Here is a 23554-nt window from a genome sequence, read left to right on the forward strand (position 1 = left end):
AGACAGAGAGAGAACGAGCCACCATGGCTGCAACCTCCCTTGACCTCGCCAGGGTCCGCAACATCGGGATCATGGCGCACATCGACGCGGGCAAGACCACCACCACCGAGCGGATCCTGTTCTACACCGGTGTGTCGTACAAGATCGGTGAGGTCCACGATGGCGCTGCCACCATGGACTGGATGGAGCAGGAGCAGGAGCGCGGCATCACGATCACGTCGGCCGCGACGACCTGTCACTGGACCGTCGACGACGTCGACAACACCATCAACATCATCGACACCCCGGGTCACGTCGACTTCACCGTCGAGGTGGAGCGTTCGCTCCGCGTGCTCGACGGCGCCGTGACGGTGTTCGACGGTGTCGCCGGTGTCGAGCCCCAGTCCGAGACCGTGTGGCGGCAGGCTGACCGCTACGGCGTCCCGCGCATCTGCTTCATCAACAAGCTGGACCGCACGGGCGCGAACTTCTTCTTCTGCGTGCAGACCATCGTGGACCGCCTCGGCGCGACCCCGCTGGTCATGCAGCTCCCGATCGGTGCCGAGTCGGACTTCCAGGGCGTTGTCGACCTGGTCCGCATGAAGGCGCTGGTCTGGTCCGCCGAGGCCGCCAAGGGCGAGATGTACGACGTCGTCGACATCCCGGCCGAGCTGCAGGAGCAGGCGGACGAGTACCGCACCCAGCTGATCGACACCGTCTCCAACGTGAGCGACGAGATCATGGAGCTCGCCCTCGAAGAGGCCGAGATCCCGGTCGAGCTGCTCCAGGACGCGATCCGCAAGGGCACGCTGAACTCGGACTTCACCCCGATCTTCTGCGGCACCGCGTTCAAGAACAAGGGCGTCCAGCCCCTGCTCGACGCGGTCGTCAAGTACCTGCCGTCCCCGCTGGACATCGAGTCCATCGAGGGCACCAAGCCGGGCGACGACACCGTCAAGATCTCCCGCAAGGCCTCGGACGACGAGCCGCTCGCCGCGCTCGCGTTCAAGATCATGTCGGACCCGCACCTCGGCAAGCTCACCTTCGTCCGGGTCTACTCGGGCCGCCTGGAGTCCGGCACCTCGGTGCTGAACGCCGTGAAGGGCAAGAAGGAGCGCATCGGCAAGATCTACCGCATGCACGCGAACAAGCGTGAGGAGATCGACTCGGTGGGCGCCGGCGACATCATCGCCGTCATGGGCCTGAAGCAGACCACCACCGGTGAGACGCTGTCCGACGAGAAGAACCCGGTCATCCTGGAGTCCATGGACTTCCCGGCCCCGGTCATCCGCGTCGCGATCGAGCCCAAGTCCAAGGGTGACCAGGAGAAGCTGGGTGTTGCCATCCAGCGTCTCGCGGAGGAGGACCCCTCCTTCCAGGTCAACACGGACGAGGAGACCGGCCAGACCATCATCGCGGGTATGGGCGAGCTGCACCTTGAGGTGCTCGTCGACCGTATGCGCCGTGAGTTCAAGGTCGAGGCCAACGTCGGCAAGCCGCAGGTCGCGTACCGCGAGACGATCCGTCAGGCCGTCGAGCGCATCGACTACACCCACAAGAAGCAGACCGGTGGTTCCGGTCAGTTCGCCAAGGTGCAGATCGCGATCGAGCCGCTCGAGCAGGCCGAGGGCTACGAGTTCGTCAACCAGGTCACCGGTGGCCGCGTGCCGCGGGAGTACATCCCGTCGGTCGACGCCGGCTGCCAGGAGGCCATGGAGTTCGGCATCCTCGCCGGCTACCCGCTGCAGGGTGTCCGCGTGAAGCTGCTCGACGGTGCGGCGCACGACGTCGACTCGTCCGAGCTCGCGTTCAAGATCGCCGGCTCGATGGCCTTCAAGGAAGGCGCCAGGAAGGCCAAGCCGGTCCTTCTTGAGCCGATGATGGCCGTCGAGGTCACCACGCCCGAGGACTACATGGGCGATGTGATCGGCGACATCAACTCTCGCCGTGGCCAGATCCGGTCCATGGACGAGCGTCACGGTGCCCGCGTCGTCACGGCGCTGGTGCCCCTCTCCGAGATGTTCGGCTACGTCGGTGACCTGCGCAGCAAGACCTCTGGTCGCGCGAGCTACTCGATGCAGTTCGACTCGTACGCCGAGGTTCCGCGGAACGTGGCGGACGACATCATCGCCAAGGCCAAGGGCGAGTAAGGACCGGCACCAGCCGGCTCCCTACCCGAGGCCGCCGTACGTCCCGACATTAGGGACGACAGCGAACCCTTAGGCTATTAGGAGGCAACCCGGGAGAATCCGGTCGGATTCTCCCGGGGCCTCCGGCCCCCACCCGCGGGACGGCATGGAGTGCCCCGGCACTCCGTTCCCAACCCGATCAAAGACCAACTGACGTCAGCACGGCGTACAGAACTGTCCTCAGGAGGACTGCAGTGGCGAAGGCGAAGTTCGAGCGGACGAAGCCCCACGTCAACATCGGCACCATCGGTCACATCGACCACGGTAAGACCACTCTTACCGCGGCGATCACCAAGGTGCTGCACGACGCGTACCCGGACATCAACCCCTTCACGCCGTTCGACCAGATCGACAAGGCGCCGGAGGAGCGGCAGCGCGGTATCACCATCTCGATCGCGCACGTCGAGTACCAGACCGAGGCGCGTCACTACGCCCACGTCGACTGCCCGGGTCACGCGGACTACATCAAGAACATGATCACCGGTGCGGCCCAGATGGACGGTGCGATCCTCGTCGTCGCCGCCACCGACGGCCCGATGCCGCAGACCAAGGAGCACGTCCTCCTGGCCCGCCAGGTCGGCGTCCCCTACATCGTCGTCGCGCTGAACAAGTCCGACATGGTCGACGACGAGGAGATCCTGGAGCTCGTCGAGCTCGAGGTCCGTGAGCTCCTCTCCGAGTACGAGTTCCCGGGCGACGACCTGCCGGTCGTCCGCGTCTCCGCGCTGAAGGCGCTGGAGGGCGACAAGGAGTGGGGCGAGAAGCTCCTCGGCCTGATGCACGCGGTCGACGAGAACATCCCGACCCCGGCCCGCGCCGTGGACCAGCCGTTCCTGATGCCGATCGAGGACGTCTTCACGATCACCGGTCGTGGCACCGTCGTCACCGGTCGTATCGAGCGTGGCATCCTCAAGGTCAACGAGACCGTCGACATCATCGGCATCAAGAACGAGAAGACCACCACCACGGTCACCGGTATCGAGATGTTCCGCAAGCTGCTCGACGAGGGCCAGGCCGGTGAGAACGTCGGTCTGCTCCTCCGTGGCATCAAGCGCGAGGACGTCGAGCGCGGCCAGGTCATCATCAAGCCGGGCTCGGTCACCCCGCACACCGAGTTCGAGGCCCAGTCCTACATCCTGTCGAAGGACGAGGGTGGCCGCCACACCCCGTTCTTCAACAACTACCGCCCGCAGTTCTACTTCCGTACCACGGACGTGACCGGCGTCGTGACCCTCCCCGAGGGCACCGAGATGGTCATGCCGGGCGACAACACCGCCATGACGGTCGTGCTGATCCAGCCGATCGCCATGGAGGAGGGCCTGAAGTTCGCCATCCGTGAGGGTGGCCGCACCGTCGGCGCCGGCCAGGTCACCAAGATCCTCAAGTAATTGGTGCTCTGACCTTCCGGCTTTACGGCCGGTGAAGGCCCGGTGGACATGTCATATGTCCGCCGGGCCTTCGGTATTTTCACATTAATGAATGACCTATGATCGTCCTGTGTTGCCGGGGGGGTCTCCGGCATGTCGCCAGTGCGCGGACTTCGTGCACTGCCCAGGTCGGACGGAAGGGCCATTGTCATGGCGACCACGTTCTCCGTGCCCGAGAGGTTGCGGCCCGGTCGCAACAATCCCGGTGACACGAAGACACCGCCTGCCGCTCCGAGACGCAGTCTCCCGGTCCTGGCCGGCGCCCTGGTCGCCGCCTGGCTGATACCGGCCGCACTCGTCCCGCTCGGCCTCGGCGTCGTCGTCCTGCCACTGCTGCTGCTCGCCGTCGCCTCGGTGATCCGGGTCGGCGGCGTCCTGCTCGACCGGCTGGTCGTCGCCGGACTGATCGTGGTCGGCTCGGTGCTCGTCTCCGGACTGCTCTTCTCGGTCTGGCCCTGGGGGCTCTCGCCGGTCGCCACCTCCGGCGCCCTCCTCAGCACCGTCGTCCTCGCCGCCTGGGCGGCCCGGCGGACACCCCGGCTGCCGCTCCGCTTCCGCTACTCCGACCTGCTGGTCGCGGGCAGCGGCTACGGCGTCTGGCACTACCTTTACCACCCGCTGATCGGGAAGAACGCCGCCGAGCGGATGTCCTTCTTCAGCACCGCCGAGGACCGGCTGAACCACTTCTCGTACTTCACCGGCATCCAGCACGTGGGCGGCTACAACTTCCTCCACCAGGAGGAGGCCCGGGCCTACATGATGTCGCCGGCCGAGGTGACCTACCCGCAGGGCACCCACTTCCTGCTGGCCTGGGTGGACTCGCTGGTCCACTCGTCCGCCGACCCGGGCGCCATGGTCGGCACCATGAACCGGTACCTGCTGTACGTCCTCGTGGCGTACGCCCTGCTGGTCGCCGCACTGGTCTGGGCGGCCCGCTGGATCGGCGGCCCGCGGCTCCGCGGCTGGCGCACCGCCGCGGTCTGCGGCACGGTCATGGCGCTGATGCTCGCCAGCAACTACACCTACCTGGTGATCCACGGCTTCGATTCGACGGTCATCGGCCTGCTCATGCTGACCGTGACCCTGGCGCTGGCGATCCGGCCCGCCATGGGCACCGCGGAGTACGCGATGGTCGCGCTGGCCGGACTGGTCACCGTCACCTACGTCTACAACCTGTTCGGGGCCCTGGTCGGCCTCTCGCTGCTGCTCTCCGTCCTGGTGCACCGCCGGAGGTTCACCGGCCGCCCGCGCCGCTGGCTGCCGTACCTGCTGGTGGGCGCGGTCGGACTCGGGATCGCCGGGCTGCCCAGCGCCGTCTCCGTCCTCTCCGAGCTCGACGTCGCAGGCACCTCGGCCCTGGGCGGTCCCAGTGTCGAGGCCGACCGGACCATCCTGGTGGGCGGCATGCTGCTGGCGCTGCTGGCGGCGCTCGCCCCGGCCAACCGGCGCACCGGCACCGGGCAGGCGCACCTGGCCGTGGTGGTCGGCTCCGGCGTGGTGGTCGGCGGCTTCGGCTGGTACCAGATCAGCACCATAGGCGGGTACTCGTACTACTTCGAGAAGCTGGCCGGCTGCGCGATCGTCGTCGCGCTGATGTCGCTCGGCGCGGTCGGCACGCTGCTGCGGACGCCGACCGCGGCCCGGACCCCGAAGCTCCGCCGGCTGCTCGGCGACGGTCTGCTCTCCGGGCTCGCGGTGGCGACCGCGCTCAGCCTGTTCGCCGGTGTGCAGTGGAACGTCCGGTCGTTCAAGGACGGCCCGGTGGCCTGGCACAAGAACTCGTTGGTGGGCTGGGGCCGGGGCGACGCCTGGAGCGACATCGGCCCCCGCCAGGGCGCGACCGTCCTGGAGGACGTGGCGGGCATCAGCGGGCCGGTCATGGCCCTGTACTCCAACGACGACTACAAGAACCTCAAGTCGACCTGGCTCGCCGCCCTGCTGCGCGAGCGCGGCGGCGACATGCTCCCGCTGTACGAGACCCACTGGATCAACATCGGCGCCGCCCCCCGGCCGGAGGCGGAGTACCAGAAGGCGATGGAGCACGTCCGGCTGGCCATCGGCAAGGTCTCCGAGCCGCTGACCATCCTCGTCGCGGACCACTCGGTGGGGGACCGGATGCGCCGGGACCTCACCGCGGCCGGCCTCAAGGCCACCGTCGTGGCCAAGCCGGAGAACCAGTGGATCCACCCGTGGAACCGCAGCTTCCCCGGCGACTGAGCCGACACCCCGACGGGCTCGGCCCTCATCGGCCCCGGCTAGACTGTGCGCCCTGTCGTCCTCGCGCCACGCGCGGGGACCGGTCCGGGCCGAGCCCCCACTCGCGAAAGCGCCTCCCGCATGACTGATGCCCCTGCCCTGACGCAGCCGTCGCGCCCCGGGCACGGTGGTGCCGCGTCTCCAGCTCCGGCCGGCGGCCGGAGTGCCGCACGGGCGCGCCGGCCCCGGCTCTACGCGCTCGACGGGATGCGCCTGATCGCCGCGCTGACGGTGGTCTCGTTCCACTGGACGGCCTACGTCCTGATCGACGGGGTGTGGCAGCCGGGCAGGACCCCCCGCGACGTGCTGCCCGCGCTCAACCACTTCGCCTCCTACGGCTGGCTCGGCGTCGAGCTGTTCTTCGTCATCAGCGGCTTCGTGATCTGCATGAGCTGCTGGGGCAAGCGACCGGGCGACTTCTTCGTGTCGCGGGTGATCCGGCTCTACCCCGCCTACTGGGCCGGCATCGCGCTCACCACGGTCGTCCTGCTGACGATGACCGAGTACGCCCGGACCGGGGCCGGTGACGCGCTGGACGCCAAGCGCGTGCTGGCCAACCTCACGATGCTCCAGGAGCCCTTCGGCATCCACCACGTCGACGGGGTGTACTGGACGCTGTGGGCGGAGATGAAGTTCTACCTGCTCTTCTCCATCGTGGTGGTCAAGGGCCTGACCTACCGCCGGGTGGTGGCGTTCTGCGGGATCTGGGCGGTGGCCGGCGCGCTCTCCGTCCCGGCGCAGATCCCGCTGCTGACCGCCATGGCGATGCCCGACCAGGCGCCCTTCTTCATCGGGGGCATCGCGATGTTCCTGATGTACCGCTTCGGACAGAACCTGCTGCTCTGGGGCATCGTCGGCTTCAGCTGGATACTGGCCCTCTCCCGGATCACCTCGATCAAGGTCCTGTACGAGACCGTCCTCGGCTACCCGCTCTCCTGGAACGTGATCGCGGCCGTGATGACGCTGGCGTTCGCACTGGTGCTCGCGGCGGCCCTGGGCTGGTTCAATTGGGCATCCTGGAAGTGGCTCACCGTCGCCGGTGCGCTCACCTATCCCGTCTACCTGATCCACCAGGAGATCGGCTGGACGATCATCCACTTCGCCCAGACCAAGGGGCTCGGTGTCCGAGGTGCGCTGGCCGTCGCGCTCGTGATCGTCCTGGCCGTGGCGTGGCTGATCCACCGCTTGGTCGAGCGGCCGCTCTCCGGCGCCCTGAAGAAGGGCCTGGACCGCTCGATGCTCACCCTGCGCCAGGTCTCCGACGAGACCGAGCGCACCCGGAGCTGACCGGCCCCCCAGCCGGCGCCCGGCCGACCGCACAGATCTTCATGGAATAGGCGAACAACGATGGACAATGCAGTAGTGCCGCCGGCCTGGTCCGGGGACGACGCACCTCCGCTGCTGTCGGTGGTCATCCCGATCTACAACGAGCAGGAAGCCCTCCCGCTGACGGTGGCGCGCCTCCGGCCGATCCTGGACGGGCTGCGCGTCAGCTACGAGGTCGTCGGCATCGACGACGGCAGCACCGACGCCACCGCGGCGATCATGCAGAAGGTCCGCCAGGACTGGCCGGAGTTCCGGATCGTCCGCTTCGCCCGCAACTCCGGGCACCAGGCGGCGCTCACCGCCGGCATCCACCGCGCCTTCGGCGACTACGTGGTCAGCATCGACGCCGACCTGCAGGACCCGCCGGAGAAGATCCCGGAGATGCTCGCGCTGGCCCGGGAGCAGAACCTGGACGTCGTCTACGGCGTCCGCGGCGACCGCGGCACCGACACCTTCTTCAAGCGCCGCACGGCCGGGGCCTACTACTGGCTGATGCGCAAGCTGGTCGGCAAGAAGATGCCGAACCAGGCCGGCGACTACCGCCTGCTCAGCCGTGCCGCCGTCGACGCGCTCAAGTCGCTGCCCGAGCACCAGCCGGTCTACCGGCTGCTGGTGCCGTGGCTCGGCTTCCCGAGCGGCGAGGTCGTCTACGTCCGGGAGGAGCGGGTCGCGGGCAGCACCCACTACCCGCTCTCCAAGATGGTGCGGCTGGCGATCGACAGCATCACCAACTTCTCCGCCTCCCCGCTGCGGCTGGCCACCTGGCTGGGCCTGCTGAGCTTCGTGCTCTGCTTCGGCCTCGGCATCTACACCACGGTCGAGTACGCGCTCGGCGAGACCGTCCCCGGCTGGTCGTCGCTCTTCATCGGCATGCTGTTCCTCGGTGCGGTGCAGCTGGTCTGCATCGGTCTGCTGGGCGAGTACGTGGGCCGGATCTACTCGGCCGCACAGTCCCGCCCGGCCTACTTCATCGGCTACGACTCGGCCGAGGCCGACCGTGCGCGGTCCCCGAAGGTCTCCCAGTACGTGGCGTGACCCCGCCCGTCCCGCGGTGGCGGACTGCCGCCGCGGGACGCACCGGGAGCAGCATCCCGCCGACGGCCGTCGGTCGGCCGCAGGAAGAGAAGAGCGATGGGTACCACTGACAGCACCGCCCCCGCCCCGGTCCGGGCCGCGGACGGCGTGGACGGCGGAGGCCCCGGGGGGACCGGTCGGCTCCCGTCCGCGGTGACGCGGTTCCTGCCCGCGGCCGCGGCGTACGCGCTGCTGGTCGCCGTCCTGCTGCTGGCCGACACCGCGCCGCTCGACATCGCCCGGTACACCGGCTACGTGGTCTGGGCCGTCGTCCTGCCGGGCACGCTGGTCTTCCGCGCGCTCCGCCGGCGCCCGCACACCCTGGTGGAGGACCTCGCCCTCGGGGCCGTGGTCGGCCTGGTGCTGGAGCTGGTGGCCTGGGCGGTCCTGGTCTCGCTCGGCCTGCAGTCGCTGGCCCCGGCCTGGCCGCTCGCGGTGGTGGTGCCGTTCGCGGCCGTCCCGGCCCTGCGCCGGCACTGGCGGCCCACCGGCTACCGCACCGCGTCGACCGGCTGGTCGTGGGCGGTCGCCGGGACGGTCGCCTTCACCAGCGTCTACCTGTACGTGGTGGCGCTGCGGACCAACCCGATCGTCCCCGACACCGAGACCACCCGGCAGTACATCGACCTGCCGTACCTGCTCTCGCTGGCCGGGAACGCCAAGGAGCACGTGCCGCTGACCTTCCCGCAGGCCGCCGGCGAGCCGCTGAACTACCACTGGTTCACCTTCGCCCACATGGCGATGACCAGCCTGGTCGGCGACATCGACCTGCCGGTGGTGCAGATGCGGCTCATGGTGCCGGCGCTCTCGGCGCTCGCCATGGTCGTCGCCGCGGTCGTCGCCTGGCGGCTCACCGCCCGGCCCTGGACCGGCCCGGTGGCCGCCCTGCTGGTCTTCGCGATCGGCGAGTTCACGGTCAACTACCCGGCGGACGTGAACAGCTGGGCGTTCGGCGCGCTGTCGGTGCCGCTGATGTCCTGGGCCAGCCTCTCGCTGACCTACAGCCTGCCGCTGCTGCTGGCGCTGATCGGCGCGGTGGGGGACCGGCTGCGCGGCGACGACGAGGCCGGGGCGGTGCCGTCGTTCGGCCGCGGCGCCTTCGTGCTGGCCGCGCTCTTCGCGCTGGCGTCGAGCGCCGCCAAGGCCAGCTCGCTGCCGGTCACCCTGGCCGGACTGGCCTTCGCCGGGGCGATGGTGCTGCTGGTCGAGCGGCGGATCCCGTGGAACATCGTCGGCCTCGGCGCGGTCCTCGGCGCCGCACAGGTCTTCACCACCGCGGTGATCTTCCGGTTCGAGAGCTACGGCCTGGAGGTCGTCCCGCTCGGCAACATCAAGGGGTACTGGGCGGACCCGCAGGGCCTGCGCTCGGCCCCGGTCCAGGCCGGCGCGGTGCTGGTGACCGTCGTGGCGTTCCTGCTCAACCACCAGCTGCGGGTGGCCGGCATGCTGCCGCTGCTCTGGCGCCGCCGACTCGCCCTCCAGCCGGTGCAGTGGTTCCTGCTCGGCGGCGCGCTGGCCGGCCCGGCGCTCTACCTGGTGGTCAACGGCTTCAACGCCAGCTACTTCACCCTGGCCGGGCTGCCGTTCGGCATCCTGCTCTCGGCCTGGGGCTACTGCGAGAGCTTCGACCGCGCCCGGCTCTCCCCGCGGGCCAAGGCGGCGCTGGCAGTCGGCACGGCCGCCTTCGTCGGCCTGCTCACCTGGGGCGTCCACCAGCACTCGACCGACTGGGCCGAGGCCGTGCTCCGCCGGACCGGCGACCTCACCCAGTGGCACACCTACACCCCGCTGCTGCCCGCCGTCGCCGCCGGCGCGGCCCTGGCGGGCATCGCCCTGGTGGCGGGCCTGCTCTGGTGGGCGCTCGGCCGCCGGGCGGTGCCGGGGCTGCGCAGGCGCGGCGGGCTCGTCCTGCTCACCGGCGTGCTGGTGGCCGGCGGGCCCACCCTGCTGCTGGACGGCCTGCAGACCCGCGACCACGTCTGGGAGAGCGCCTGGCCGCTGCCGGCCAGCCAGGTCGAGGCCGCGCGCTGGGTCCGCGCGCACAGCGACCCGGACGACGTGCTGGCCACCAACACCCACTGCCGGCCGGACGACGACTACGCCGACCCCAAGCGGGGCTGCGGCAACGCGCTCTCCTTCTGGCTCAGCGGCTACTCGGAGCGCTCGGTGCTGGTCGAGGGCTGGGCGTACTCGCCGAGGGTCATGGCGGCGGGCAACGGCGCGTTCTGGGACCCGGCGCTGCTCCAGCTCAACGACGACGCCTTCCACCGGCCGAGCGCCGAGAACGTCGGCCGGCTCCGTGACCAGCACGGCGTCCGGTACCTGGTGGCCGACCGCAAGGCCGGGGTCGACCTCGCCCGGCTGGGCGGGCTCGCCACCACCGTGTACGACAACGGCCGGGTGGCCGTCCTCGAACTGTCCCGACCGTCCTGAGGTGCCGATCGATGAATGAGACCAAGGGAGCCGACGTGCCTCCGACCGCCGAGCCCGCCGTGGCGCCGGAGAACGCGACCGGCGGCGGGGGTGCGACCACGACCGCCAAGCGCCAGATCCCGTCCTTCCTGGTCATCGGGGTCCTGAGCACGCTGTTCTACCTGCTGCTCTACGTGGTGGGCCGCCGCTACGTGGACGCCCAGGCGGCCAACCTGATCGCGCTCGCGGTCAGCGCCGTCGCGAACACCGCCGCCAACCGCCGGTTCACCTTCGGCATCACCGGCTCCGAGGGGGCGCTGCGGCACCAGCTCCAGGGGGCCGTCGCCTTCGTCATCGGGCTGGGCCTGAGCGCGGGTGTGCTGGCGCTGCTCGACGCGGTCGCCCCCGACGCCTCCAAGACGGTCGAGGTCGGCGGCCTGATCGTCGCCAACGGCATGGCCACGGTGCTCCGGTTCCTGCTGATGAAGGTCTGGGTGTTCAAGAAGAGGTGACCTCCGGGGCACCCCCTCGGGACACCCCTCGGGACACGCCCGTGGACACGCCCGCCCGTGGCGAGAGCGAACGCCCCCGGCCCGCCGAAGCGGACCGGGGGCGTTCGCCGTCGGTACGGGGGTCAGCCGAGGGCGGGGGTGCGCCGCACCTCGTCCTCCCAGAGGGTGCGGACGGCCTCGCGCAGGCTGCGTCGCGGGGTCCAGCCGAGGGAGCGCTCGATCGCGGTGACGTCCAGCTGCTGCCACTCGGTCTCCGGTCCGGTGCCCTCCGGCGCCGGGACCTCGGTGATCGTCGTCGGCACGCCGCTGACCTCGATCAGCAGCTCCACCAGCTCGCGGGCGGAACTGGCCCGGCCGAGGCCGACGTTGAGCACCGCCGGGGCCTGCGCGTCGGTCGGGAGGGCGTCGACGATGGCGTCGACGGTGTCCTGCAGGTCGACGAAGTCGCGCTGGGCCGTGAGCGGCTGGAGCGCGAGCTCGGCCCCGGCGCCGGCCGCGCGGGCGGCGGCCAGCTTGCCGGCCATCACCCCGAGCAGGCTGTGCGAGGGCTGGCCGGCGCCGACCACGTTGCCGAGCCGCAGCACCACGGCGTCCAGCCCGTCCTCGCGGACGGCCTTCGCGATCAGCTCGGTGGCCCGGAGCTTCAGCTGCCCGTAGACCATCGACGGGTGCGGCTCGGAGTCCTCGGCGAGGCTGACGCCGATCGGGCAGAGCCCGTACTCGTGCACCGTGCCGAGGTGGACCAGGCGCGGGGGAGCGGCCATCGTGCGCAGCGCTTCCAGCAGCCCGGTGACCATGCCGACGTTGGCGCCGACCATCTGCTCGTCGGTCAGGCCCCACATCCCGCCGGCCGCGTTGACCACCACGTCGATCCGGTGCTCGGCGAGCAGGGCCGCCAGCTCGGCGGGCGGGTCGAGGGTGAGGTCCAGCCGCGCGAAGTCGCCGGGCAGCGCGTCGGCCGGCTCCTTGCGGGCGATGGTGAGCAGGTGGTGGCCCCGCTCCGCCAGGGTGGCGAGGATGCGGCGCCCGATGAAGCCGGTGCCGCCGAGGACGGCGACCCGGGCGGGGGTGGAGCTGCTTGCGGCCATGGCCTCTGGTTCCGGTAGGTCGGGTACGGGAAGGCGGGTGGTTCAGTAGCGGTCGTTGCCGGCGACGTGCCGCAGCAGCGTCCTGGTGCCCTCGCTGTGCCGGCTCTTGACCGCGCCCGGCACCATGGTGAGCGCGTGGATCCGGGAGGACAGGTGCAGCCGGGAGGCCTTGGCCGCCTTGGACCAGCCGTGCGCGTCCAGCCGGTCGGCGACGTCCCGGAAGAAGCGGTTGGCCTCCTCGAAGCGGACGCCGGTGAACGCCTGCGCCGAGGAGATGCTGACCGCGTGCCGGCGGTACTGGAAGCAGACCTTGTCGGTGATCATCATCTGCTCGCCGGCCTGGAGCAGGTCGATGACCAGCGCGAGGTCCTGGGTGACCTCCAGGTTGTCCCGGAAGCCGGCGGCCCGGACGGCCTCGGTGCGCCAGCAGATGGAGGGGAAGAACAGCCAGTTGCCGCGCAGCAGGCTGACGGCCAGCTCCTCGCCGCCCATCAGCCTGCGGCCCTGCACCTTGGGGGCGTAGATCCGCTTCTTGGCCTGGTCGACCAGGCCCTCGGTCGGCGCCCCCTCGCCGTCGATGACCTGGACGCCCGGCTGCACCATGCCGACGTCCGGGTTGTCCTTGACGACGGCCCGGATCGTCGCCACGTACTCCGGCAGCATGATGTCGTCGGTGCCCATCATGACGAAGTGCTGCTCGCGCACCAGGCCGAGGCACTTGCGGTAGTTGCCGGTGACCCCGAGGTTCTGCTCGTTGCGCTGGTAGGAGACGCGCTCGTCGCCGAGTTCGGCGAACCAGCCGGGGACGTCCGGCTCCTTGCCGTCGTCCACCACGGTGAGCCGCCAGTTCGGGTCGCTCTGGGCCAGGACGCTGCGGACGGCCGCCTGCATCAGGGCGACGTTGCCGTAGTAGGGCAGCATGATGTCAAGAGTTGTCATGGTCGGCACACCTGATGTCTTCCGGGCTGGAGGGGACGGCGAAAGGCTACTGGCCGCTGAGCGAGCGCCGGTAGCGCAGGCACTCCTCGTAGTCCGGCAGCAGGCCGGTCGCGATCGCCTCGGCCAGCGACGGGGCGGCGTCGTCCCGGGCGGACAGCTGCGGGACGCCGGCCGGCCAGTCGATCGCGAGGTCCGGGTCGAGCGGGTGCACGGCGTGCTCACCGGTCGGGTTGTACGTCTCGGAGCAGACGTAGGAGAGCGTGGCGTCGTCGGTCAGCGCGCAGAAGCCGTGGCCGAGGCCCTCGGAGATGTAGACGGAGCGGCGGCCCACGTCGTCCAGCCGGACGAACTCCCAGCGGCCGAAGGTCGGCGAGCCGACCCGGATGTCCACGATCACGTCCAGCACCGCGCCGCGCACGCAGCTGACGTACTTGGCCTGGCCGGGGGCGACGTCGGCGAAGTGGATGCCGCGGACGACGTCCTTGGCGGAGACCGAGAGGTTGGCCTGGGCCATCCGCAGGGGGTGGCCGACGACCTCCGCCAGCCGGTCGAAGCGGTACCACTCCATGAAGAGGCCGCGCGGGTCGCCGTGCTGCTCGGGGGTGATCTCCCAGGCGCCCTCGATCGACAGCTCGCGGAACTTCATCGGCCGTTCTCCTCGTCCAGCAGGTTCACCAGGTACTGGCCGTAGCCGCTCTTGAGCAGCGGCTGCGCCAGCTCGCGCAGCTCCTCGGCGGAGAGGAAGCCGGCCCGCCAGGCGGCCTCCTCGACGCAGCCGATCTTGAAGCCCTGGCGCTCCTCGATGACCCGGACGAACTCCGAGGCCTGGACCATCGACACGAAGGTCCCGGTGTCCAGCCAGGCGGTACCGCGGTCCAGCACGGTCACCTGGAGCTCGCCCTGCTGCAGGTAGGCGTCGTTGACGGCGGTGATCTCCAGCTCGCCGCGGGCGCTCGGGGTGATCGAGCGGGCGATCTCCACCACGCGGTTGTCGTAGAAGTACAGACCGGGCACCGCGTAGCGGGACTTCGGCCGCTCCGGCTTCTCCTCGATGGAGATGACCTGGCCGGACTCGTCGAACTCGACGACGCCGTACGCGGTCGGGTCGGCGACCGGGTAGGCGAAGACCATGCCGCCCTTGGGGTCGGTGCGCTGCGCGAGCCGGGTGCCGAGGCCGCTGCCGTGGAAGATGTTGTCGCCGAGGATCAGCGCGACCGGCTCGTCGCCGATGAAGTCGGCGCCGAGCACGAAGGCCTGGGCGATGCCCTCCGGGCGCTCCTGGACGGCGTACTGGAGCTCGAGGCCGAGCTGGGAGCCGTCGCCGAGCAGCCGCTCGAACTGCTCGCGGTCCTGGGGAGTGGTGATGATCAGGATCTCGCGGATCCCCGCCATGATCAGCGTGGAGAGCGGGTAGTAGATCATCGGCTTGTCGAAGACCGGGAGGAGCTGCTTCGAGACTGCCCGGGTGAGGGGCCAGAGGCGGGAACCGGTGCCGCCCGCAAGAAGAATGCCGCGCATGGCGCACACCTTACGTGGCCTGCCGACCCCGGCGGCAACCAGGCTTCGGACGCCCACGCAGTACCCCGCGGACCCCGGAGGAGGGGCTCTCCCGCGCGCACTATACTCAGCCGCACTATGCGTATCCTCGTCACCGGCGGCGCCGGATTCATCGGTTCCCAGTTCGTCCGCGCGCTGCTGTCGGCGGATCCCGCAGCCCGCGTCACCGTCTTCGACAAGCTGACCTACTCGGGCGTCGAGGAGAACCTCGCGCCGGTCGCCGGCCACCCCGGCTACACCTTCGTCCGCGGCGACATCTGCGACATCGACGCCGTCGACCAGGCCATGCCCGGCCACGACGCGGTCGTCCACTTCGCCGCGGAGTCGCACGTCGACCGCTCGATCGCCGGCGCGGGCCCGTTCGTGATGACCAACGTCGTCGGCACCCAGGTGCTGCTGGACGCCGCCCGCAAGCACGGCGTCGGCCGCTTCGTGCACGTGTCCACCGACGAGGTCTACGGCTCGATCACCGAGGGCTCCTGGACCGAGGAGTGGCCGCTCGCGCCGAACTCCCCGTACTCGTCCTCGAAGGCCGGCTCGGACCTCCTGGCGCTCGCCTACCACCGCACCCACGGCATGGACGTGGTGGTCACCCGCTGCTCCAACAACTACGGGCCGTACCAGTTCCCCGAGAAGGTCATCCCGCTCTTCACCACCAACCTGATCGACGGCAAGCGCGTCCCGCTGTACGGCGACGGCGGCAACATCCGCGACTGGCTGCACGTCTCGGACCACTGCCGCGGCATCGACCTGGCGCTGCGCAAGGGCCGGGCCGGCGAGGTCTACAACATCGGCGGCGGCGTCGAGCTCACCAACAAGGAGCTCACCGGCCTGCTGCTGGAGGCCGCCGGCCAGGGCTGGGACATGGTCGACCGGGTCGAGGACCGCAAGGGTCACGACCTGCGCTACTCGCTCGACATCAGCAAGATCCGCGAGGAGCTGGGCTACGAGCCGCAGGTCACCTTCGAGGAGGGCCTCGCCTCGACCATCGCCTGGTACCGCGAGAACCGCGCCTGGTGGGAGCCGCTCAAGGTGAGGGCCGCGCAGCAGTCGTGAACGACGAGGGCAGTACGGCGCCGGCGCGCCGTTCCCCGCTGGCCAAGGTCGTCAGCGCTCTCCCCCCGGGCACCCAGCTGGTGATCGGGGGGACGGTGCTGCTCGGAGCCGCCTCCTACGTGCACCTGATGGCGGCCGGCTACAGCCTCGGCAAGCCGGAGATGGCGTCGGTCTCGCTGCTCTGGACGATCCTCATGTCCGTCGGCCTGGGGCTGTTCTTCCCGGTCGAGCAGGAGCTCACCCGGATCGTCGCCGCCCGCGCGGTCGGCGGCCAGGGCGCGGCGCCGGTCGTCCGCCGGATCCTGCTGATCACCGTCGGGATGCTCGCCGTGATGGCGGTCGGGATGGGGGTCGCGGCCCGGCCGCTGGCCCGCACCTTCTTCGACGGCCGCACCGACATGGTGATGGCGCTGGGCGTCGCGTTCGCCGCGATGGCGGCGAGCAACGTCAGCCGCGGCGTGCTGGCCGGCCTCAACCGCTTCGGCGCGTACGGCGCCCAGCTGGCGGTGGACGGCGCCCTGCGCATCGCGCTGGCGGGCGGCTGCGCGCTGGCCGGCGTCCGTTCGCCGCTGGCGTTCGCCCTGGTCCTCACCGTCGCGCCGCTGGTGGCCGTGGTGGCGACGGCACGGCCGCTGCTCGCCGGCGTGCAGGCCGGGCCCGCGGCCGGCTGGGGCAGCCTCACGGCGGGCCTCGCCCCGCTGGTCGCCTCCACCCTGCTCTCGCAGGTGGTGGTCAACGCCGCGGTGGTCTCCACCCAGCTGCTCGCCCCGGACGACGCCGCGCTGGTGGCCGGTCTGCTGAACGCCGTGGTCCTCGCCCGGGTGCCGCTGTTCGTCTTCGGTTCGCTGCAGGCCTCGCTGCTGGCCGGCCTGTCGAGCACGGCCGCGGCCGGCGACCGGGCCGGGTTCTCCAAGCTGCTGGTCCGCACCTGCGCGGTCGTCACCGTGCTGGGCGTGGCCGGTGGCATCCCCGCCACCATCCTCGGCCCGTGGCTGATCCAGGTCCTCTTCAAGGCCGACGACGTGCTCGGCTCGCTCGACTTCCTCTGGATGTCGGCGGGCACGCTCTGTTACATGCTCGCCATGGTGCTCGGGCAGGCGCTGCTGGTCCTGCACCGGCACCGACTCCAACTGCTCGGCTGGGCGTTGGGTGTTGTTGCACTGATCGTGACCACTCTGGTACCCGGGCCGATCGCGACCCGGGTCTGCCTCGCCTACACTGTTGGTTCGCTGGCCGCTGTTGCATGCATGTTCGCCGCGGTCTGGCTGACCTTCCTGCGGAAGCCGCCGACTTCTCCGGCCGGCGCTGCCGAGTCCGCCCGCCCCTCACTCGTGGACTCGGTATGACCAGCCGAGCGCAGGTCCCTTCCACCAGATTCCGCCGCCGACCCGCGGCCGCACGACGCGGCATGGAGCTTTGATGTCCGACTATGACGATGTGTGGCTGGTGATTCCCGCCTACAACGAGGGAACCGTCATCGCCGACGTGATCGAGAACGCTCGGAAGACCTTCCCGAACATCGTGGTCGTCGACGACGGCTCCACCGACGACTCGGCCGAGACGATCATGACCACCGGTGCGCACCTGGTGCAGCACCCGGTCAACCTGGGCCAGGGCGCGGCCCTGCAGACCGGACTCAAGTACGCGCTCAAGCAGCCGGGCGCCAAGTACTTCGCGACCTTCGACGCGGACGGCCAGCACCAGACGCACGACGTCGAGAAGATGGTCGCCCTGCTCCGGGCCGGCGAGGCCGACGTGGTCCTCGGCTCCCGGTTCATCGAGCAGACCGGCGAGGTGCCGTGGATCAAGCGGGTGGTCCTGCGGACCGCCGCCACGATCAGCCCCACCGCGCGCAAGCTCAACCTCACGGACTCCCACAACGGACTGCGGGTGATCAACCGCGCCGCCGCGTCCAAGTTCCGCATCACGATGAACGGAATGGCTCACGCCTCCGAGATCGTGGCCATGCTGGCCTCCTCGGACCTGCGGGTCATCGAGGTACCGGTGGACATCCTCTACACCGAGTACTCCCGCTCCAAGGGCCAGTCGTTGATCAACGGCGTCAACATCCTCTTCGACATCTCGCTCAGGGAGCGTGGCCGCAAGTGAAGTACATCTGGATCCAGTTGCTGCTCATGGTCGGCACTGGTGTGCTCGTGCTCGCCTTCGTCCGCCGCTGGGACGCCGCTCACACCCGCGCCTGGAAGCGGATGGCGTTCTTCGCCTTCGTCGTCGCCAACGTGTACGCGGTCCTGCGGCCGGAGGACGTGACCTGGGTCGCCAACAAGCTGGGCGTCGGCCGCGGCACCGACCTGGTGCTCTACCTGCTGGTCGTGGCGATGGCCTTCATGACCCTGAACACCTTCATGCGCTTCCGCTCGCTGGAGAAGAAGCTCACCGACCTGGCGCGCACCGTGGCCGTCAACGACGGCCAGCGGGTGAACGACGAGCGCTTCGCCGAGGGCGACGAGCCCGCCCTCCCGGTCGGCTCGGAGCGCTAGGGCGCGTCCTGCGGATCAGCCCGGGGCCGCGGCCCCGTCCGACCTGATCCGCAGGAGCCCTAGTCCCACCGCGTCGCGCGGAGGGATCCCAGCCAGGCACAGCGGACCCGACGGAAGTGGACTGACATGACGAACCTGGCCGCCGCAACGGTCAGCGGAGCGGAGAACGCCGACCGGGAGGCGCCGGAGGCGAGCACCCAGGCCGGGGCACCGAAGCCCGGCCTGCTGAGCCGCCGCTGGGCGCAGATCACGGCCGAGGTCCTGGTCAGTGTCGTCGCCGCGCTCGGCTTCACGCTGCTGTGCACCCGGATCGACGTCAACCCGCTGAACCGGATCGGCCAGGTCAGCGGCCTCGCCAAGATCCAGCAGTACGTGGCGATCGTCGGTCTGCCGCTGCTCGCCGTCCTGGTCTACACCGCCTACCGGGGCACCCTGCGCACCCACCGGCTGACCCAGCGGCTGGTCTGCGCCGCGCTGGCGGGCCTCTCCACCGGCGTGGTGGCCGGCGGTGTCGTGGTGGCGCTGAACGGCACGCCCTGGCCGCTCGGCGGCCAGGAGGGCGACCCGAGCGTCCTGGTCCACATGGCCACCGGCATGCTGCACGACGAGGGCCTGCCGGGCGTCTACCCGCCCGGCTTCCCCGCGCTGATCGCGCTCTGGGCGAAGCTCCGCTACAACGGCGTGGGCGGCGAGGGCTTCGCCCTGCACGACCTGCAGATCTTCTTCAGCGCCCTGGTCGGCCCGATGAGCTACCTGGCCTGGCGGCTGCTGCTGCGCCCGTTCTGGGCCCTGCTGATCGCGATCCCGGCCGCCGTGGTCTTCCTGGACCCGATCCGCCCGTACAGCCACGTGGTGATGATCATCCTGGTCCCGCTGCTGACCGCGGTGCTGCGCGAGGTGCGCCGGGCCGGGGAGCTGTCGCTGCGCTCGGCGCTGCTGCGCGGGCTCGGCTTCGGCGCCGTCTTCGGCGTGCTGTTCCTCTGGTACTCCGGCTGGTACCTGTGGTCGGCGCCCGGCATCGCCGTGCTGACGCTCTTCGTCTTCCCGTGGCGCCGGGGCCGCAAGGCCGTCCGCCAGGGTCTGGTGTTCATCGGCACGACCGTGGTGACCGCCGCCGTCATCGGCGCCCCGCTGCTGTACCAGCTGGTCAAGCTGGGCGCGGAGGTCCCGGACCGGTACGGCTACATCATGGTCTACACCGATCCGACGTACGTCATGGGCTGGATGTCCGACCGGGTCGGCCAGACCACCTACCACAACTACCCGGCCACGGGTGAGCTCGCGGGCCAGAGCGGCTTCGCGATCCTGCTGGTCGCCGGGGTCGGCCTGGGCATCGGGCTGGGGCTGCGCAACCTCGCGGTGCGCACGGCCGCGGCGGTGCTGGCCGGCGCCTGGCTGATGCGCTTCACCTTCGCCGGGAGCATGGCCCAGACCGGCACGGTGGCGCTGTACCCGCGGACCACCTGGATCATCCTGTACTGCCTGATGATCCTCGCCGTGCTCGGCCTGATGTCCGCCTTCCACCGGGGCAGCGGCTGGCTGGAGCGGGTGCTCCGGCGCGACGGCGCCCCGGCCGGCACGAGCGTGCTCTCCGGCCGGATGATGCGCCAGCTGGCCGCCGGGCTGGTCTGCGCGCTCGCGCTGTTCGGCACCATGGGCGCCTCCTGGTCGGTCAACCGCTACATGCCGGAGGACGAGAAGGCCGGGACGATGGGCCTCGACGCCTGGCGCGCGCACACCATCAAGGAGGCCGACGGCAGCTGCCCGAGGTTCTCGCCGGTCTCCACGTGCGCGGACATCATCATCAAGGACTGGGTGCCGGACAAGGACGACAAGAAGTTCATCTGGTGCGCGGGCGTCGCCACCGAGGAGTGGAACGCGGTCTGCGGGCGCAAGGCGCCCTGGACGGAAGAGCCGAAGAAGTAGGCGCGACGGCGTCGCGCCCGGCGGGCGCCGTCCGCGGGAACCACCCGATCGGGGTCGGTGAGGTCTGCCTCACCGGCCCCGATTGGCATTTCCGCTGCTCCGTGTGGCAGTATGTCCAAGTTGCTCGGTTGAGTGCCGATGCTGCGCGCCTCCCGCCGGGAGGACTGGAAGCGAGTCCCATGTACTCGTCGTTCCCGTGATGGCCGTTCATGTGTTCACGGACAGTGTGTGAATGCAGTGGTGTGAAGTCGACACCGCGGCAGCTGCGGGGCGAAAGTACGGGAATCTTCCGGGAAGCGTGAGCGGGGCCTCGACCCGGGCGTCCACGGGACCGACGGGTTCCACCGACCAGAGCTGGGACCGACGAGAGACTCGCCGGTTTTTTGCAAGCGCGGGCGCGACACGCCCGAGCGCGGGGGTCGGAGGACGACCGCGCAGTGACTTATGACAAAAGGACTACAAAGTAGCCATGGCGGGACAGAAGATCCGCATCCGGCTCAAGGCCTACGACCACGAGGTCATCGACTCCTCGGCGAAGAAGATCGTCGAGACGGTGATCCGTACTGGTGCGCAGGTCGCAGGCCCGGTGCCGCTGCCCACTGAGAAGAACGTGTACTGCGTCATCCGCTCGCCGCACAAGTACAAGGACTCGCGCGAGCACTTCGAGATGCGTACTCACAAGCGTCTGATCGACATCCTCGACCCCACGCCGAAGACGGTTGACTCGCTCATGCGTCTCGACCTGCCGGCGGGCGTCGACATCGAGATCAAGCTCTGAGAGGCGCACCGAAGATGGCTAAGCAGATTAAGGGCATCCTGGGCGAGAAGCTCGGCATGACCCAGGTCTGGGACGAGAACAACCGGATCGTTCCGGTGACCGTCGTCAAGGCTGGGCCCAATGTCGTGACCCAGGTCCACACCGCCGACAGCCCGGCCGGCTACGACGCCGTGCAGATCGGCTTCGGCGAGATCGACCCCCGCAAGGTGAACAAGCCCCTCGCGGGCCACTTCGCCAAGGCCGGTGTCACCCCGCGCCGCCACCTGGTCGAGCTCCGGACCTCGGACGCGTCCGAGTACACCCTGGGCCAGGAGCTCACCGCCGAGCTGTTCGAGGCGGGTGTCAAGGTCGATGTGACCGGCACCTCCAAGGGCAAGGGCTTCGCCGGTGTCATGAAGCGTCACAACTTCAAGGGCCTCGGCGCCGGTCACGGCACCCAGCGCAAGCACCGCTCGCCCGGTTCCATCGGTGGCTGCGCCACCCCGGGTCGTGTCTTCAAGGGCCTGCGGATGGCCGGTCGGATGGGTCACGAGCGTGTGACCACCCAGAACCTGACCGTTCACGCGGTCGACGCGGAGAAGGGTCTGCTGCTCATCAAGGGCGCCGTCCCGGGCCCGAACGGCGGCCTCGTCCTCGTCCGCACCGCGGCGAAGGGGCTGTGAGGAAATGAGCACCATTGACATCCTGTCGCCGGCTGGCGACAAGACCGGCAGCCTCGAGCTGCCGGCCGAGATCTTCGACGCGAAGGTCAGCGTTCCGCTGATGCACCAGGTCGTCGTGGCGCAGCTCGCTGCGGCCCGTCAGGGCACCCACAAGACCAAGACTCGTGGCGAGGTCCGCGGCGGCGGCAAGAAGCCGTACCGCCAGAAGGGCACCGGCCGCGCCCGTCAGGGCTCGACCCGTGCGCCGCAGTTCGCCGGCGGTGGCGTCGTGCACGGTCCCGTGCCGCGCGACTACTCGCAGCGGACCCCGAAGAAGATGATCGCCGCCGCCCTCCGCGGTGCGCTCACCGACCGGGCCCGCCACAACCGCATCCACGTCATCACCGACGTGACCGCGACCGAGGCGCCGTCGACCAAGGCCGCCAAGAGCCTGTTCGGCAAGATCACCGAGCGCAAGAACGTCCTCCTGGTCGTCGAGCGCGCGGACGAGCTGGGCCTCAAGTCCGCTCGCAACCTGCCGAACGTGCACATCCTGGACGCCGGTCAGCTGAACACCTACGACGTGCTCGTCTCCGACGATGTGGTCTTCACCCAGGCCGCCTTCGAGCGTTTCGTGGCCGGTCCGGCCGCTTCCGCCAAGGCCGTTGCCGCTGAGGGCGAGCTCGAAGGGAGCGCCGCCTGATGAGCGACGTTACGAGCAAGACGTTCACGGACCCCCGTGACGTCCTGGTGAAGCCGGTTATCTCCGAGAAGAGCTACAGCCTTCTCGACGAGAACAAGTACACGTTCATCGTGTCGCCGGGCGCCAACAAGACCCAGATCAAGCAGGCCGTCGAGGCGGTCTTCTCGGTCAAGGTCGAGGCTGTCAACACGATCAACCGTCAGGGCAAGCGCAAGCGCTCCAAGACGGGTTTCGGCAAGCGCAAGGACACCAAGCGCGCCATCGTGACGCTGGCTGAGGGCAACCGCATCGACATCTTCGGTGGTCCGACCTCCTGACGGAGGCCGTGATCGTCGATCAAGACGAGGACGAAAATGGGTATCCGCAAGTACAAGCCGACTACGCCGGGCCGTCGTGGCTCCAGCGTGGCCGACTTCGTCGAAATCACGCGGTCCACGCCGGAGAAGTCGCTGGTTCGCCCGCTGCACAGCAAGGGCGGCCGTAACAACGCCGGTCGTGTCACCGCTCGCCACCAGGGTGGCGGTCACAAGCGCGCCTACCGTGTGATCGACTTCCGTCGTCACGACAAGGACGGCGTGCCGGCCAAGGTCGCGCACATCGAGTACGACCCGAACCGCACCGCGCGCATCGCGCTCCTGCACTACGCGGACGGCGAGAAGCGCTACATCATCGCGCCGCGCGGCATCGCGCAGGGTGACCGGATCGAGAACGGCCCCGCGGCCGACATCAAGCCGGGCAACAACCTGCCGCTGCGCAACATCCCGGTCGGTACCACCATCCACGCGGTGGAGCTGCGTCCCGGCGGCGGTGCCAAGCTGGCCCGCTCGGCCGGTTCCGGCATCCAGCTGCTGGCGCGTGAGGGCAAGATGGCGCACCTGCGCATGCCCTCCGGTGAGATCCGCCTGGTTGACGCGCGCTGCCGCGCCACGGTCGGCGAGGTCGGCAACGCCGAGCAGTCGAACATCAACTGGGGCAAGGCCGGCCGTATGCGCTGGAAGGGCGTCCGCCCGACCGTGCGTGGTGTGGCCATGAACCCGATCGACCACCCGCACGGTGGTGGTGAGGGTAAGACCTCCGGTGGTCGCCACCCGGTCTCGCCGTGGGGTAAGCCCGAGGGCCGTACCCGTCGCCCGAACAAGGCGTCGGACAAGCTCATCGTGCGCCGCCGCAAGACCAACAAGAAGCGCTAG

21 protein-coding genes are annotated in these 23554 nt (G+C 69.9%); 17 read left to right on the forward strand and 4 right to left on the reverse strand.

All coding sequences use genetic code 11. From position 1 onward, the window contains the following. Positions 1–23: 23 nt before the first annotated feature. From fusA to AC067J_RS06075, 7 genes are all read left to right on the forward strand, one after another. Complete coding sequence (fusA, locus tag AC067J_RS06045; RefSeq protein ID WP_478296754.1) at positions 24–2129, forward strand: elongation factor G; 2106 nt, start codon at positions 24–26, stop codon at positions 2127–2129. Positions 2130–2362: 233 nt separating this feature from the next. Then, positions 2363–3556 carry an elongation factor Tu gene (gene tuf / locus AC067J_RS06050; RefSeq protein ID WP_478296755.1) on the forward strand — a complete coding sequence of 398 codons (1194 nt, stop codon included), beginning with the start codon at positions 2363–2365 and terminating at the stop codon, positions 3554–3556. Between the two features lie 189 nt (positions 3557–3745). Then, positions 3746–5812, forward strand: a complete 2067-nt coding sequence (locus AC067J_RS06055; protein WP_478296756.1) for a hypothetical protein — start codon at positions 3746–3748, stop codon at positions 5810–5812. A gap of 138 nt (positions 5813–5950) precedes the next feature. Next, positions 5951–7138, forward strand: a complete 1188-nt coding sequence (locus AC067J_RS06060) for an acyltransferase family protein (RefSeq protein ID WP_478296944.1) — start codon at positions 5951–5953, stop codon at positions 7136–7138. 60 nt (positions 7139–7198) lie between these two features. After that, positions 7199–8212, forward strand: a complete 1014-nt coding sequence (locus AC067J_RS06065; RefSeq protein WP_478296757.1) for a glycosyltransferase family 2 protein — start codon at positions 7199–7201, stop codon at positions 8210–8212. Positions 8213–8308: 96 nt separating this feature from the next. After that, entirely contained in the window at positions 8309–10684 is a 2376-nt protein-coding gene (locus AC067J_RS06070) for a hypothetical protein (protein WP_478296758.1), read from the forward strand. A gap of 11 nt (positions 10685–10695) precedes the next feature. After that, positions 10696–11175 carry a GtrA family protein gene (locus AC067J_RS06075; protein WP_478296759.1) on the forward strand — a complete coding sequence of 160 codons (480 nt, stop codon included), beginning with the start codon at positions 10696–10698 and terminating at the stop codon, positions 11173–11175. A 122-nt stretch (positions 11176–11297) separates the two neighbouring features. Here AC067J_RS06075 and AC067J_RS06080 read toward each other — a convergent pair whose 3' ends face one another. From AC067J_RS06080 to rfbA, 4 genes are read right to left on the reverse strand one after another with little or no spacing between them, the layout of a single operon-like run. Further along, entirely contained in the window at positions 11298–12263 is a 966-nt protein-coding gene (locus AC067J_RS06080; RefSeq protein ID WP_478296760.1) for an NAD-dependent epimerase/dehydratase family protein, read from the reverse strand. 42 nt (positions 12264–12305) lie between these two features. Next, positions 12306–13202 (reverse strand): glycosyltransferase family 2 protein, encoded by an 897-nt coding sequence (locus AC067J_RS06085; RefSeq protein ID WP_478296761.1) that lies wholly within the window; start codon positions 13200–13202, stop codon positions 12306–12308. 46 nt (positions 13203–13248) lie between these two features. Next, the gene (locus AC067J_RS06090) at positions 13249–13848 is read right to left on the reverse strand and encodes a dTDP-4-dehydrorhamnose 3,5-epimerase family protein (protein WP_478296762.1); all 600 of its coding nucleotides are present in this window, start codon (positions 13846–13848) and stop codon (positions 13249–13251) included. Then, positions 13845–14720 (reverse strand): glucose-1-phosphate thymidylyltransferase RfbA, encoded by an 876-nt coding sequence (rfbA, locus tag AC067J_RS06095; protein ID WP_478296763.1) that lies wholly within the window; start codon positions 14718–14720, stop codon positions 13845–13847. The genes AC067J_RS06090 and rfbA overlap by 4 nt, the downstream gene beginning before the upstream one ends. Positions 14721–14837: 117 nt before the next feature. Here rfbA and rfbB point away from each other — a divergent pair, with 117 nt between their 5' ends. The 10 genes from rfbB (at position 14838) to rplB (ending at position 23554) form a co-directional block, all read left to right on the forward strand. Continuing rightward, complete coding sequence (gene rfbB / locus AC067J_RS06100; protein WP_478296764.1) at positions 14838–15815, forward strand: dTDP-glucose 4,6-dehydratase; 978 nt, start codon at positions 14838–14840, stop codon at positions 15813–15815. Beyond that, entirely contained in the window at positions 15776–17161 is a 1386-nt protein-coding gene (locus AC067J_RS06105; RefSeq protein ID WP_478296765.1) for a lipopolysaccharide biosynthesis protein, read from the forward strand. Before rfbB ends, AC067J_RS06105 begins: the two co-directional genes overlap by 40 nt. A gap of 73 nt (positions 17162–17234) precedes the next feature. After that, positions 17235–17924: a glycosyltransferase family 2 protein gene (locus tag AC067J_RS06110; RefSeq protein WP_478296766.1), complete on the forward strand. Its 690-nt coding sequence runs from the start codon at positions 17235–17237 to the stop codon at positions 17922–17924. After that, positions 17921–18316: a DUF2304 family protein gene (locus AC067J_RS06115; RefSeq protein WP_478296767.1), complete on the forward strand. Its 396-nt coding sequence runs from the start codon at positions 17921–17923 to the stop codon at positions 18314–18316. Before AC067J_RS06110 ends, AC067J_RS06115 begins: the two co-directional genes overlap by 4 nt. A gap of 126 nt (positions 18317–18442) precedes the next feature. Then, the gene (locus AC067J_RS06120; RefSeq protein ID WP_478296768.1) at positions 18443–20242 is read left to right on the forward strand and encodes a hypothetical protein; all 1800 of its coding nucleotides are present in this window, start codon (positions 18443–18445) and stop codon (positions 20240–20242) included. A gap of 469 nt (positions 20243–20711) precedes the next feature. Then, complete coding sequence (rpsJ, locus tag AC067J_RS06125) at positions 20712–21020, forward strand: 30S ribosomal protein S10 (protein ID WP_012785157.1); 309 nt, start codon at positions 20712–20714, stop codon at positions 21018–21020. 14 nt (positions 21021–21034) lie between these two features. Continuing rightward, a complete protein-coding gene (rplC, locus tag AC067J_RS06130) occupies positions 21035–21682 on the forward strand; it encodes a 50S ribosomal protein L3 (protein WP_400794020.1) in 648 nt (215 codons plus the stop codon). Between the two features lie 4 nt (positions 21683–21686). After that, complete coding sequence (gene rplD / locus AC067J_RS06135; RefSeq protein WP_478296769.1) at positions 21687–22364, forward strand: 50S ribosomal protein L4; 678 nt, start codon at positions 21687–21689, stop codon at positions 22362–22364. Continuing rightward, positions 22364–22681: a 50S ribosomal protein L23 gene (rplW, locus tag AC067J_RS06140; RefSeq protein WP_030300381.1), complete on the forward strand. Its 318-nt coding sequence runs from the start codon at positions 22364–22366 to the stop codon at positions 22679–22681. The genes rplD and rplW overlap by 1 nt, the downstream gene beginning before the upstream one ends. 36 nt (positions 22682–22717) lie before the next feature. Further along, positions 22718–23554 carry a 50S ribosomal protein L2 gene (rplB, locus tag AC067J_RS06145; protein ID WP_380314099.1) on the forward strand — a complete coding sequence of 279 codons (837 nt, stop codon included), beginning with the start codon at positions 22718–22720 and terminating at the stop codon, positions 23552–23554.

Source organism: Kitasatospora sp. NPDC042419 (assembly GCF_056437345.1).